Raw genomic sequence first — 12,964 nt, 5'->3', positions numbered from 1 at the left:
TCAGAGCCCTCCCATGACCGCGGCCGCCTGCGTGATGAGCCGCGTCACCGGCTCCGGCAGCCACACGCCGAGCAGAAGGACGACGCAGAGCAGCGCGAGCGGCGGAACATCCGCGACGCTCAGGAAACGAACCGGCGCGCCGGACGCATACGACTCGGGCGGACGACCGAACGCCATCGGGATGATGATCCGCTGCATCCCGACGAAGACGATCCCGAGCGTCAGAAGGAACATCGCGAGCGTCCACCAGCGACCGTTCGCGCCGAGAACGGTCATGACGGAAAACTCGCTGACGAACGTCCCGAAGGGCGGGACGCCGCAAATCGCGAGAAATCCCGCTATCCAGAGCAACCCCGTCATCGGAGCGACGCGGAGCACGCCGGTCACGGTTTTCGTAGACTTCGTATGATAGGCGCCGAGGATGGCCCCCGCGACGAGGAAGAGCGCCCCTTTCGTCAGGGAGTGGTTCAGCGCGTGCAGAAGTCCTCCGAACGACGCGCCGGCGCCCGCGGCGATCGCAAGGATTCCCATGTGCTCGATGCTCGAATAGGCGAGAAGGCGCTTGAAGTCCGCCTGCTGAAGGATGAACCAGCCCGCGAGGAACATCGACCCGACGCCGAACGCGACGAGCAGGCCGTTGCTGTAGTCCCCGACCCCGGCGCGGACGAGGATCGCGTTCGTCCGCAGGATGCCGAGGAACGCGCAGTTGAGCAGCGCGCCGGAGAGCAGCGCCGATACGGGCGACGGGGCTTCGCTGTGCGCATCGGGCAGCCACGTGTGCATCGGCGCAAGCCCCATCTTCGTCCCGTATCCCACGAGAATGAACGCGAAGGCGATTTTCAGCCACACGGGGTGCAGCGACGCCGCGTGCGCCGCAAGCCCCCGGAAGGTCAGCGGAAGGCCGTACGTCGCCGGATGAAACGCAATCGAAACGGCAAGCGCCGTATTGCCGACCAGCGCGATCGCGATTCCCACCGAGCAGATCAGAAGGTACTTCCACACGGCCTCGAGGGATCGCGACGAGCGCTGGTGACTGATCATCGGCGCGCTCGCAAGCGTCGTGGCCTCGATGGCCATCCAGAAGACGCCCGTATGAAGGCTCAGGATCGCAAGCGTCGTCGTTCCGAGGAAGAAGAGCATGCAGCAGGTGAAGACGGCCTCGCGCGAAAACCGGCCACGCCGCTCCTCCGGAAGCTCGTGCGCCCGCAGGTACGTGACCGTCGCGAACGAGGACGCCGCGAAGAGCGCGCTCGTGATCAGCAGGAACAGCAGCGAAAGCGCGTCCAGCCCGAGCCACCGCCCCGCGGTCGGTTCGAGGCCGGCCGCCCACAGCGAGAGAGAGCAGGCGAGGTGAAAGAACGAGACGGCGGCGATCAACCGCCGCCGCACGCGGTCCGACGCGATTCCCAGGCTCGCGAGCCCGGCGAGAAACGGCGCGAAAAGCAGGATCCGGAGCATCATGCGATCAGTCCCTCAATTCGGAAAGCCGGTCGATATCGATATGTTTGAACTCCTGCCGGATATGCAGGATGATGACGCCCATGATGAACACGCCGACGAAGACGTCCAGCAGAACGCCCGTCTCGACGATCAGCGGCCCGTGGACCGCGAGCGCCGGGGCGAGGACGTAGACGCCGTTCTCCATCGCAAGGTAGCCGATGGCCTGGGAGATCGCCTTCCGCCGCGCCACGATCAGGAAGAGCCCCGTGATCATGGAGATCAGGGCCGCGGCGACAACGAGCGGGTCGGCGGCGCCGTCCGGCATCGGAAGCTGCGCGGCGGCCCAGATCGAGAACCCCGTGACGATCAGTCCGATGAACAGCGACACGCGATACCCGACGAGAGGCTCCACCTCGCGGCGGATTCCGGCGGACCGGAGCGCGCGCGTCATCATCGCGGGCAAAACGGCGCACTTGACGAGTCCCGTGACGGACAGGAACGTCCACCCCTCCAACGATACGGCCTCCTCGCGCGAAACGACCGCGAGGCAGACGAGAAGGAACGCCTGCAGGGCGACCCCGCGGATCAGGCTGTCCAGGCGGGACGTCGCGAACATCCGCAGATTGACGAGAAACAGCAGCGCAATGACGAGCTGATCGGTCATCGTTTCACCTCACCACCCACATGATCCAGAGGGTCGACATCACGAACGCGATTCCCAGCAGCAGGGGCACGCGCCCCATTTTCAGACGGGCCATCAGGGACTCGACGAGCCCCACGCAGATCTGGAGCGCCGCCATGCAGGCGAGCGAAACGCCCGCGTCCAGCCAGAAGGATCCGGTCGAGACCGGGAAGACGATCCCCGTGATCAGCAGGCCGAGCACCCAGAGCTTGAGCGCCCCGGCGTACTCGATGAACGCGAGGTCGACGCCGCAGTGATCCAGGACCATGACCTCGTGGATCATCGTGAGTTCGAGGTGCGTCGTCGGGTCGTCCACCGGAATCCGCGCGTTCTCCGTCAGGTAGACGATCACGAACGCGGCCAGGATGAAGATCATCGCCGGAAGGTGCGAGCCCAGAAACGCCGAGTTTCCGAGGCGTCCGTAGATCTCGCTGAGCGACACGCTCCCCGTGATCGCGCCGAGCCCCGCCACGCCGAGCAAAAGCGCCGGCTCGCTCAGCGCCGAGAAAAACGCCTCTCGGTTCGCGCCCATTCCCTCGAAGCTCGATCCCGTGTCGAGCGCGGCCAGAATCGTGAAGAAGCGCCCGAGGGCGAGAAGGTACGCCATCAGAAGGACGTCGCCTTCGAAGCGCAGCAGCGCGGGGTTCCCGCCGAACGGGACCAGGCACAGCGCGCCGAACATCGTCGCCAGCGTGACGACCGGCCCGGCCCGGAACATCCAGGTCGTCGTCGTGCTGTACACCGCGCCCTTGCGGAGAAGCCGCGCGAGGCTCCAGTAGGGCTGAAGCAGCGGAGGCCCCTGCCGTCCGGCCATGCGCGCCTTCGTCCGGTTGATGAGCGTCCGAAGGAACGGCGCAAGAATCAGCGCGAGGATCACGCCGAAAAGCGCGGCGAAGAAATCGGCGATCATAGCAGGCTCCAGACGAGAACCGCGACCAGCGCGAGGACGACGTAAAAGACATAGACGTGCGTCCCTCCCTGCTGGATCCGGCGCATCCGCAGCGCGACGCGCGCGAACGCGGCGAAGACCGGCGTGTAGAACCGGCGCATGAAGAGCCCCGGCGTGTGCGTCGTAAAGCTGGACGGACCCGGCAGGTATCCGGCCGGCCATTCGCCCCCCAATTCGGTGTGCAGCAACGATCGGAACGCGACGATGAGCGGTTGCGCAAAAGAGGACGCCGTGTACTGCATTCGCGGCGTGCCTCGCGGATATCCGCATCCCCAGGTCGGCCCCGTCCGGACGACGCGCCCCTTCTGGAGATGATCCCGAAACCGCCGGAGGCCATAGACTGCGGACAGAAGCACAAGCGCCGCGAGCGTGACGTTGAGATACAGCACGGCCGCTCCGCGCAGCGGAGAGAAGTCCGCTGCGGCAAGCGCGAGCGGATGGATTCGTGCGGCCACAGGAGAGACGACGCCGATCAGGAGACTGCCGCCGAGGCCAAGCGCGACGCAAAGCGCGGCAAGGACTTCCATCGGAATCAGCATCTCCCGTTCGGGATCGGTCGCGGCGAGACCATGCCCGGACCGGGGCTCCCCGAGAAAGACGATTCCGTACGCCTTCGTGAAACACAGCGCCGCCAATCCGCCGATAAGCGCCAGCGAGGAGATGACGACAAATCCTCCCGCTCGGAGGTTCACGGACGGCAGCCCCTGAGGAAGAACGCTCCAGTACGACGCGAGATAGATCAGGAATTCGCTGACGAAGCCGTTCAGAGGAGGCAAACCGCAGATTGCCGCCGCAGCCGTGAGAAAAATGACGCCGGTCTTGGGCATACGTTTCTGCAGACCGCCGAGGACGTCGATTTCCCTCGTGCCGACGGACCGGATAACGGCTCCGGCGTCAAGAAAGAGACAACTTTTGAATATCGCATGATTCAGCACGTGCAACAAAGCGCCCGCTATCGCAAGCTGCGCGACCGGGCCGACGGAGCGAGCCCCGAAGACGCCGACTCCGATTCCGAGACAGATGATGCCGATGTTCTCCACGCTATGATAGGCCAGCAAACGCTTCATATCGTGCTGTACGATCGCGAAGAGCACGCCGCCGATGCCGGACGCGATGCCGATGCCGATCAGCGCCCATCCCCACCAGGCGGGCCAGTCGTTCGCAAGGACCATCACGCGAAGCAGGCCGTAGATTCCGGTCTTGATCATCACGCCGCTCATCAGGGCGGACACGTGGGACGGAGCCGCAGGGTGCGCCTCCGGGAGCCAGACGTGAAGCCCGAAAAAGCCCGCCTTCGCCCCGAAGCCGATCACCGCCAGCACGAAGACGACATCCGCGACGCCTCCGAGCCCGTCGAAGTCACCGAAGTCGAACGAGCCGCACCGGCTGCCGAGCAGGACGAACATCGCGAACAGAAAGGCCGTTCCGAGGTGCGTCGCGACCAGGTAAACCCACCCCGCCTGCCGGACCTCGCGTTCCTCGTGCTCGAACACGACGAGAAAGAAGGCCGCCATCGACATGATCTCCCAGGCCAGCAGGAAGAGCAGGCCGTCCGAAGCGAGCAGCACGAAGAGCATCCCCCCCGCAAGCAGCTGGAGGAAAAGACCGCACGCATCAATCTCGCGGGGACGGTCGTGATGTCGCAGATACCCCGTACCGTAGAACGAAACGATCGGAGAGACAAGAATGACGGGAAGGGCGAACCATGCGGAGAGCAGATCGAGATGCAGGTGGAACGAACCGACCGGCAGACTCCAGGCGACCCGCAGGTCGACGGGCGCGCCGCCCGCAAGGACGTACAGGACCGGAACGAGCGCGCAGAGCGACGCCGCGACGCTCCCGAACGGAACGATTCTCGTCCCCCACACGGGATGTCGCCCCATTGCGAGCGACGCCAATCCCGAAAGAAGATACATGAGAAGAGACAACAGGAGAAAGAATGCCACCGTACACCCTCGCCTTCCGGGAAGTCCGAATTCGAAATCCCGCCCGAACCGCGTGAATCCGGCGCGCGCGGACGGGCGCAATAATCGGGATTTTATGCCATGATCGGCGCTTTGTCACGAACCATTGTCATTATCTCGCAAAAGAACAAAAATGTCAGCGCGCGTGCGTCGAATCGCCCGCACGGTCGTCCGTCAACGGAGCTACGACGCCGCGATAATCTCCAGAACGCACCGCAGCAACACGTTCGCCCCGTTGGCCAAATCCTCCGGCTCGGTGCGTTCCTCGGCGCAATGGCTCCTGCCGCCGATCGACGGGACGAAAATCATCGCCGTCGGACAGACCCGGTGCATGAACTGCGCGTCGTGCCCCGCGCCGCTCGGCATGAAAATCGTCGAAAGCTCCAGCCCCCGGGCCGCGCGCTCGACGACCTGCGTCATGAACGGAAGGAAACGGACCGGCAGCGCGTCCACCTTCTGCTCCAGTTCGAACGGAACGCAATGCTTTTCGGCGATGCGCCGGACCAGATCCTCGACCCGCCGCTTGCCCCGCTCGAACAGGTCGTCGTCGTACTGGCGGAAGTCGATCGTGAAAAAGGCCTCCGAAGGAATGACGTTCACCACGTCGGGAACGACACGGATCCGCCCCATCGTCGCGACCGTCCCGCTCCCGAGTTCCAGCGCGAGGGCGCGCAGTTCGCAGCAGAGATCCGAGGCGGCGAGCAGCGCGTCTTTGCGATACTCCAGCGGCGTCGTGCCCGCGTGATTCGCCTCGCCGCCGAAATGTCCGTACCACCAGGAGATCCCCTGGATTCCCCGGACGATGCCGATCTGAATCTTTTCCCTGTCGAGAACGGGCCCCTGCTCGACGTGCAGTTCGAGGTACGCGGACGCCTCGATCCTGCCCTTCCCCGAGTAGCCGATCCGGTCCAGCTCCTCGCGCACGGAGATCCCGTCGTCATCCATCGCGCGATACGCGCGGTCGATATCGAGAAGCCCGGACACGTACAGGCTACCCATCATGTCCGGCTGGAACCGGGCGCCTTCCTCGTTCGTAAAGGCCGCAACAGCGACCGGCTGCTGCGTCTCCACGCCGTGATCGTTCAGCGTCCGGATCACTTCGAGTCCCGCAAGAACGCCGAACGCCCCGTCATACGCTCCCGCGTCGCACACCGTATCGAGGTGCGACCCCATGACGATCGGTTTGGCGTTCGGATCCCTGCCGGGCCGGACGCCGCAGATATTGCCGATCGGGTCGATAACGACGTCGAGGCGTTCCTCCCGAAGCCATTTCACGAAGAGATCCCTGCCCGCGCGGTCCTCGTCGCTCAGCGTAAGCCGGGTCCGACCCGGACGCCCGGGATGCGCTCCAACCGCCCCCATCTCGTCGAGGGACCGGAGCAGCCGTTCCGGGGTGATCCGCATCTTGTGCATATGCTCATCCTCCTCTTCGCGGTTCGTGCCAGTTTATTGAAGAATTGTACCGCACAAAGGCGTCTTCGGGGGGGGGCGCGAGGGGATGCGGACCGCAACATTCCGCCTGCCGAGGGATGCCCCGCGCCGCTTTCGTATGGTATTATTCTATGCCAATTGTTACGGAAGCATAACGGTCCGGAAGTCTTGGACGCGAGATTCGCACGAGAGAAGGAGACGCGCATGCCGGGAAGAAGAGATGAAATAATCGGCTCCCTGCTGTATCAGGAGGACCGGGAAAAGATACTGACAATGGTGCGCAAGATGGGCAATATGGTTTCGGAGGCCATCGCCTCGGCCGTACAGTCCCTGGAAGGCAGGGACAACGCCCTCGCCGACCGGATCATCGAAGCGGACGACATCGTGGACGACCTCGAAGTCGAGATCGACCAGGAGTGCCTCTCGTCCATCGCGTTGCGCCAGCCGCTCCGCAAGGACCTGCGCTTCGTGTTCGCCGTGCTCAAGATCATCACCGACCTGGAGCGCGTCGGGGACCAGGCGGTCAATATCGCGAAGCGGGCGAAAGCGCTGAACCGATATCCGCTGCTGAAGCCCCTCATCGACATCCCGAAAATGCGGGATATCGCCACCGGCATGCTTCGGGACGCGCTGACATCGTTCGAAGAGGAAGACCCCGCGCTCGCCGAAGAGGTCTGCCTGCGCGACGAGGCGCTCGACATTCTCGACGAGCGGATTTTCGACGAACTCACCGGAATCATGGCCGGACAGAAGGCCGGGGACGCCGGCGTGGTCCAGCGGGCCGCGGGACTGATGTGGGTATCGCGGCATCTCGCCCGCGTCGGGGACCACGCGACGAACGTATCGGAGCGCGCGTACTTCATGGTCCGGGGCGAACGTCTGAAGCCGCTTATCGAAGCACGGAAAAAGGCGGCCGCGGAGAGCTGACCCGTCCTTCATTCAACATCCGCCTCCCGGTCGCCGAAACTAATGAAAGAACAAAGTGCGGAGCGAAACAACGTCGGTGCATCGTCTCAAAGCTCCAGGGAGGGATGTCCATGAAGATACAGAATGACGAAAACCTGATTTCCAGAATTTCGGGCGTGTTGTCGTCCATATTGTCTTCGAAGTCGCCTTCGGGCGGAAGCAGCGCGACGGAACAGTCGGCGGGCGCGGCTTCGTTCGGAGCGCTGCTCTCCGGAATGACCGGACAACAGCGCGTCAGCTTCGGCGACTGGATTCAGGAAGACGGAACGTGGTACCGCTCCGTCACGCCGCCCTATCAGACGCGCGGCGTGTCCTATTACGCCGACGCGGAGGGGAACCTGTACGCGAAGAGCGTCGTCCCGGGCGCGGAGATGCGTTCCGTGGAGACGCCCGACTGGTTCAGCGGGATGAGGCCGGGGAATCCGCCGGTATCGGTCTTGGGAGTCTCGTCTCAAGGACAGTCGTCGTATTCCTACGGCGGCACGGTCACGATCGACGGAAAAGAATACACGACCGTTGCCGTCAATGCCGCCCCCGGACAAGCCGGCGGCGGCTCCGGATTCCTCATCGACAACGACGGAAAATGGTACCGTCTTTCCGCCTCACAAGGAAACAAGCCCGTCTCGATCGACACCCCCTCCTGGTGGGATGGCGTTCTGCCGAACGGCGAGATGATCGCATTCACGTCGGCTCCAAGGCAGGATGCGTATTCCTACGGCGATGCGGTCACGATCGACGGGAAGGAATACTCGACCGTTTCCGTCAATGCCGCCCCCGGACAAGCCGGCGGCGGCTCCGGATTCCTCATCGACAACGACGGAAAATGGTACCGTCTTTCCGCCTCACAAGGAAACAAGCCCGTCTCGATCGACACCCCCTCCTGGTGGGACGGCGTTCTGCCGAACGGCGAGATGATCGCATTCACGTCGGCTCCAAGGCAGGATGCGTATTCCTACGGCGATGCGGTCACGATCGACGGAAAAGAATACACGACCGTTTCCGTCAATGCCGCCCCCGGACAAGCCGGCGGCGGCTCCGGATTCCTCATCGACAACGACGGAAAATGGTACCGTCTTTCCGCTTCACAAGGAAACAAGCCCGTCTCGATCGATACCCCCTCCTGGTGGGACGGCGTCCTGCCGAACGGCGAGACGAATACGCAGCTTTCCTCTTTTTCCGCGTCCTCTGCATCGTCGCTTGGGTTTCTCAGGCTCGGTCCATGGGAGAACATCAATGGGACAATGTATCGGACAATCTGGCAACCAGGCGTAGCGAACAGGGGTGGCGAGTACCTCATCGACGCCGGCTTTTCGTGGTACTACCGCACAGACGCTCAAGAAAGCAATCCGATACGCATTGACACGCCGGAATGGTTTTTGTAAGCATAGAATAGACTGAAAAACGGCTGTCGAATACTCTGAAAGAGGCTCCGCCGCCTGGCGGCGCCTCTTTTTTTGTCATCCTTCCTGCGTCTACGCGAATTCTCATCATCAGTCCTTTCGCTTTCTGCTTCAATGCTCTATAATGGCACCACGTTCAGATAGTAGCGCTTTTCAAAACAGGCAAAAGCATCGGGATGTTCAGCTCTGTTGAAAAGGCGTGGTTTGGAGAGTCTGTGCGTGCGCTTCTGAGGCGGTTCTACAGGTTATTGAACTATTGTTTCTGAGAGTAATTTTGAAGGGAGAGGGTCAACGTGCGAGTACGTTACAGAGCATTGTCGTGTGTCTGCGCTGTCGTTTTTTCCTTCTTTTTTCTTGCTCCGGTCATTGCAGGCGAAATTTCCCAGGCGCCGATCAACCCTGATTACCTGAAGTATGTGGAGGACTTGAAGACGGGGCGTGCTTCAACAATGCAGACCGGTGTTTTCACCGGCTATCGTCCTGGACCGCTTGACCTGTCGCACCTTGCAGGAAAGCGCATTTTCGGGAAAAATCTTTCCCGTGAGGCAACGTTTCCCGCTTCGTTCGATCTGAGGACATTGGATCGTGTCACGGCAGTCCGCGACCAGCAGTCGGCGGGCACGTGCTGGGCGTTTGCGGCGCTCGGTTCCGTCGAATCGAATATCCTGACGCAGGGTGGGGGCGTCACGAGTTTATCTCCGAAACACCTCGCATGGTTCGTGTTTAAGTCACCGGTCCACTTCACGTTTTCGCAGCAATACTTCGACGGCGACCCATCACAACCGTTCCCGCCGAACAGAAACGTCTTCGAGCAGGGAGGCAACAATTGGCAAGCGATCGCTGCGCTCGCACGATGGATCGGCCCGGTGAACGAGGCCGACTGTCCGTACGGAACATTCCCGTATAGCACTGCAGAGTTGTCGACAAGTGAACTGCCGACAGGGAATGAGACTGTCCAGCGCCATCTTCAAAACGCTCTCTATCTTGCAGGCCGACTGGGGGCATCACAAGTTTTCGAGCTTCCGGCGCATGCAGCGTTTGTCGCAAACGTAAAGACGGCTCTCCAGACATACGGTGCACTCTCGCTTTCGTACAGATATGACCCGAAGTTTCTCAACGAAGCGCATTCTGCGTTCTACCAGCCCGATGGGCAGGGCGGATTAAACGGACAGTACTCAAATCATGCCGTGACGCTCGTCGGTTGGAATGACAATTATCCGAAGGAAAATATGGTTGTCAGCGGCGATGACGGGGCCGGGTACACGCCTCCCGCGAACGGGGCATGGCTCTTCAAGAACAGCTGGGGTGCTTCAGCCGGAGACAATGGGTATTACTGGATCTCGTATTATAATAGAGTCCTTAAAGATGGAATCGCCTACGTCACCGAAGCGACAACGAATTACGACGCAGTATACGAACATGATCCGCTCGGATGGGTCACTTCTTATGGATATACTGCTTCGGCAACACCTGACACCGCGTACTTTGCGAATGTTTTCACCGCCGGAACGCCAACAGATCCGCTCGCTGGAAACTTCTCGGGAAGAACGTCTTCAGTTGAAACGCTCCGTGCAATAAGCTTTTATGCAGGAGCAATCAATTCCCAGTATACGATCCGGGTGTATCGCGGCGGAAGCGCCGGCGATCCGACGAACGGTACTCTGGTCTCCGGTCCGCAGGTCGGAGTTCTGGAGGCGCCCGGATATCACACCATCACGCTCGAAACCACACCGTCGTTTTCTGCCGGAGAACGATTCACCGTCGTCGTTCGCCTCAAAACTCCGGAATACACTTACCCGGTTCCAGCGGAAATGGTGTTTGCCGGGTACTCTGATGCTGCAACAGCAGGTGCGGATCAGAGTTACATTTCCTCAGACGGAACAACGTGGACGGATATGGTTACGGGTGAAGCTACCGCCAACGTCTGCCTCAAGGCGTTCACGACGACCTCGACGGTGACGCCGACGCCGACGACGACAATCGCGCCGACCGTCACCCCGACCGTCACGCACGCGCCGACCGTCACCGGCGGCGGAAGCAGCGGCGGCGGCGGATGCTCGGCAGGAATGTTCGCTCCGTTCGCGCTGCTGCTCTTCGTCCCGTTGTTCCTGACCCGGAAGTAACCCGCTCCAGTTCCGGACAGCGCATCGCTCAAAAAGGCGCAGCCTCCGTCTCAGGATGGAGGCCGCGCCTTTTTCGTCAAACCCTAGGGACGCCTCGTCGCCCGCGCGCGTATCGTTTTTTTTCCTTTATGCCGTACAATATTGTGCAATTATTTCACCCCCTTATGAGGAGGCATACACAAATGCGGCGTTTCTCGTTCCTTCCGACCCTTTTCCTGGCGATGCTCCTGTTCTCCGCTCCGGCGCTCGCGCTTTCATCCCGGTCCGCCCCGCTCGCACCAGAGTTTCTGGAGTCTCGCGGGCATGTTTCCGGCGAGGGGGTCGCCGGAAAGACCGGCTACCGGCCCGGGCCGCTCGACCTGTCGCACCTCGACGGCGTCCGGCTGTTCGGCGACTCGGCCTCCCGGACCGCGACCTTCCCGCTCTCGTTCGACCTCAGGAGCCTGAACCGCGTTACGCCCGTACGCGACCAGCAGATGACGGGAACGTGCTGGGCCCACGCCCCGCTCGGCTCGATCGAGTCGAACATCCTCACGCAGGGTGGCGGCGCGACGAGCCTGTCGCCGAAGCACCTCGCGTGGTTCGTCTACAGCGCTCCGGTCCACTTCACGGTATCGCAGCAATACTTCGACGGCGACGAGTCGCAACCGTACCCGCCGAACAGAAACGTCTTCGAGCAGGGCGGCAGCAACTGGATGGCCGTCGCGGCCCTCGCCCGCCTGATCGGCCCCGTCGACGAAACGGACTGCCCGTACGGATCGTTCCCCTACAGCCCGACCGAACTCACCGCAGACGAACTTCCGACCGGGAAAGAACCCGCCCGGCGCTTTTTGCGGCACGCGCACTTCCTGGCCGGTTCGGCCGAGGCGGCGGGACAGGTGTTCGACCTGCCCGCGCACGCCGCGTTCGTCGACAACGTCAAGACCGCGCTTCAGACCTACGGCGCGCTCGCGCTTTCCTACGGCTCCCTGTCGCAATACATGAACAAGGCGCACAGCGCCTTCTACCAGCCTGCCGGACAGGGAAGCGCGTCCAGCAACCACGCGGTCACGCTCGTCGGGTGGGACGATTCCTATCCGAAGGAGAACATGGTCGTCAGCGGCGACGACGGCGCGGGGTACATGCCGCCCGCAGACGGCGCGTGGATCTTCAAGAACAGCTGGGGAACGGACGCAGGCGAGTCCGGCTATTACCGGATCTCCTACTACAGCCGCGTGCTCAAGCACGGCATCGCCTACGTCACGGACGAGGCGGCGGCGGACGAATCGGTCTATGACCACGACCCGCTCGGATGGGTCAACTCGCACGGGTATCCCGGGTCGGACGCGGCGTTCTTCGCGAACGTCTTCACGGCGGGATCGCCGTCCGCCCCCCTCGGGACGTCCCGCGCGGGCGGAACGACGCGCGAAACGCTGAAGGCCGTGAGCTTCTACGCCGGGGCCGCCGGATCGGAGTACGTGATTCGCGTCTTCCGCGGCGGCGACGAGGGGAATCCGGCGAGCGGGACGCTCGTTGCCGGACCGCAGTCGGGAACGCTCGACACGCCGGGATACCACACCGTCGCGCTCGACATGGCGCCGACCCTTTCGGCAGGCGAGCGCTTCGCGGTCGTCGTGCGTCTGCGGACGCCGGGCTACCTGTATCCGATCCCCGTCGAATACGCGATCTCGGGCTACTCCGACGCCGCGACGGCGAACGCGGGCCAGGGGTACATTTCGGCGAACGGGACGACATGGGAAGATGCGTCGCTCTTCCATAACGGGACCATGAGCGTCTGCCTCAAGGCGTTCACGAAGACCGTCGCGACCACGCCGACCGTCACGCAGAGCGACAAGGGCAGCGGCGGCGGGTGCAGCGCCGCTGGGCTCGCCCCGCTCGCGCTGCTGCTGTTCGTTCCGCTCGTCCTGAAGAAGCAATAACCGCTCCGCACGCAACACGGCGCCCCATCGGTTTCCCGATGGGGCACTTGTCCCCTCGGTGATCCGTTCTCTCGAAAACCATGCAACGGA

Annotated in this window: 9 protein-coding genes; 4 read left to right on the top strand and 5 right to left on the bottom strand. The window is 62.7% G+C overall.

What is annotated here, in order from left to right; genetic code table 11:
* From ACZ5IU_RS09350 to ACZ5IU_RS09330, 5 genes are all read right to left on the bottom strand, one after another.
* Entirely contained in the window at window positions 1–1,461 is a 1,461-nt protein-coding gene (locus ACZ5IU_RS09350; RefSeq protein ID WP_464416587.1) for a proton-conducting transporter transmembrane domain-containing protein, read from the bottom strand.
* 4 nt (window positions 1,462–1,465) lie between these two features.
* Entirely contained in the window at window positions 1,466–2,104 is a 639-nt protein-coding gene (locus tag ACZ5IU_RS09345) for a hypothetical protein (protein WP_464416585.1), read from the bottom strand.
* Between the two features lie 4 nt (window positions 2,105–2,108).
* A complete protein-coding gene (locus tag ACZ5IU_RS09340) occupies window positions 2,109–3,032 on the bottom strand; it encodes a respiratory chain complex I subunit 1 family protein (RefSeq protein WP_464416583.1) in 924 nt (307 codons plus the stop codon).
* On the bottom strand, window positions 3,029–5,017 hold the full coding sequence (locus tag ACZ5IU_RS09335; RefSeq protein WP_464416581.1) for a proton-conducting transporter transmembrane domain-containing protein: 1,989 nt from the start codon (window positions 5,015–5,017) through the stop codon (window positions 3,029–3,031). Before ACZ5IU_RS09335 ends, ACZ5IU_RS09340 begins: the two co-directional genes overlap by 4 nt.
* Window positions 5,018–5,218: 201 nt before the next feature.
* Window positions 5,219–6,448 carry an allantoate amidohydrolase gene (locus ACZ5IU_RS09330; RefSeq protein ID WP_464416579.1) on the bottom strand — a complete coding sequence of 410 codons (1,230 nt, stop codon included), beginning with the start codon at window positions 6,446–6,448 and terminating at the stop codon, window positions 5,219–5,221.
* 222 nt (window positions 6,449–6,670) lie between these two features.
* Between ACZ5IU_RS09330 and phoU the strand changes: the two genes are divergently transcribed.
* The 4 genes from phoU (at window position 6,671) to ACZ5IU_RS09310 (ending at window position 12,874) form a co-directional block, all read left to right on the top strand.
* Window positions 6,671–7,393 carry a phosphate signaling complex protein PhoU gene (gene phoU / locus ACZ5IU_RS09325; protein ID WP_464416577.1) on the top strand — a complete coding sequence of 241 codons (723 nt, stop codon included), beginning with the start codon at window positions 6,671–6,673 and terminating at the stop codon, window positions 7,391–7,393.
* A 110-nt stretch (window positions 7,394–7,503) separates the two neighbouring features.
* Entirely contained in the window at window positions 7,504–8,814 is a 1,311-nt protein-coding gene (locus ACZ5IU_RS09320) for a hypothetical protein (protein ID WP_464416575.1), read from the top strand.
* A 311-nt stretch (window positions 8,815–9,125) separates the two neighbouring features.
* The gene (locus ACZ5IU_RS09315) at window positions 9,126–10,955 is read left to right on the top strand and encodes a lectin like domain-containing protein (protein ID WP_464416573.1); all 1,830 of its coding nucleotides are present in this window, start codon (window positions 9,126–9,128) and stop codon (window positions 10,953–10,955) included.
* Between the two features lie 182 nt (window positions 10,956–11,137).
* On the top strand, window positions 11,138–12,874 hold the full coding sequence (locus ACZ5IU_RS09310; RefSeq protein WP_464416571.1) for a lectin like domain-containing protein: 1,737 nt from the start codon (window positions 11,138–11,140) through the stop codon (window positions 12,872–12,874).
* Window positions 12,875–12,964: the final 90 nt, after the last annotated feature.

The sequence above is a fragment of the Lactivibrio alcoholicus genome (genome assembly GCF_055390895.1).
Note: the sequence above shows the minus strand (reverse complement) of the source record. Positions and strands in the feature narration are given on the sequence as shown.

Excerpts from the sequence above, each read along its gene's own strand:
- ACZ5IU_RS09345 (WP_464416585.1), bottom strand. The coding sequence starts at position 2,104 with ATGACCGATCAGCTCGTCATTGCGCTGCTGTTTCTCGTCAATCTGCGG.
- ACZ5IU_RS09330 (WP_464416579.1), bottom strand. The coding sequence starts at position 6,448 with ATGCACAAGATGCGGATCACCCCGGAACGGCTGCTCCGGTCCCTCGAC.
- ACZ5IU_RS09320 (WP_464416575.1), top strand. The coding sequence starts at position 7,504 with ATGAAGATACAGAATGACGAAAACCTGATTTCCAGAATTTCGGGCGTG.
- ACZ5IU_RS09310 (WP_464416571.1), top strand. The coding sequence starts at position 11,138 with ATGCGGCGTTTCTCGTTCCTTCCGACCCTTTTCCTGGCGATGCTCCTG.
- ACZ5IU_RS09340 (WP_464416583.1), bottom strand. The coding sequence starts at position 3,032 with ATGATCGCCGATTTCTTCGCCGCGCTTTTCGGCGTGATCCTCGCGCTG.
- phoU (WP_464416577.1), top strand. The coding sequence starts at position 6,671 with ATGCCGGGAAGAAGAGATGAAATAATCGGCTCCCTGCTGTATCAGGAG.
- ACZ5IU_RS09350 (WP_464416587.1), bottom strand. The coding sequence starts at position 1,461 with ATGATGCTCCGGATCCTGCTTTTCGCGCCGTTTCTCGCCGGGCTCGCG.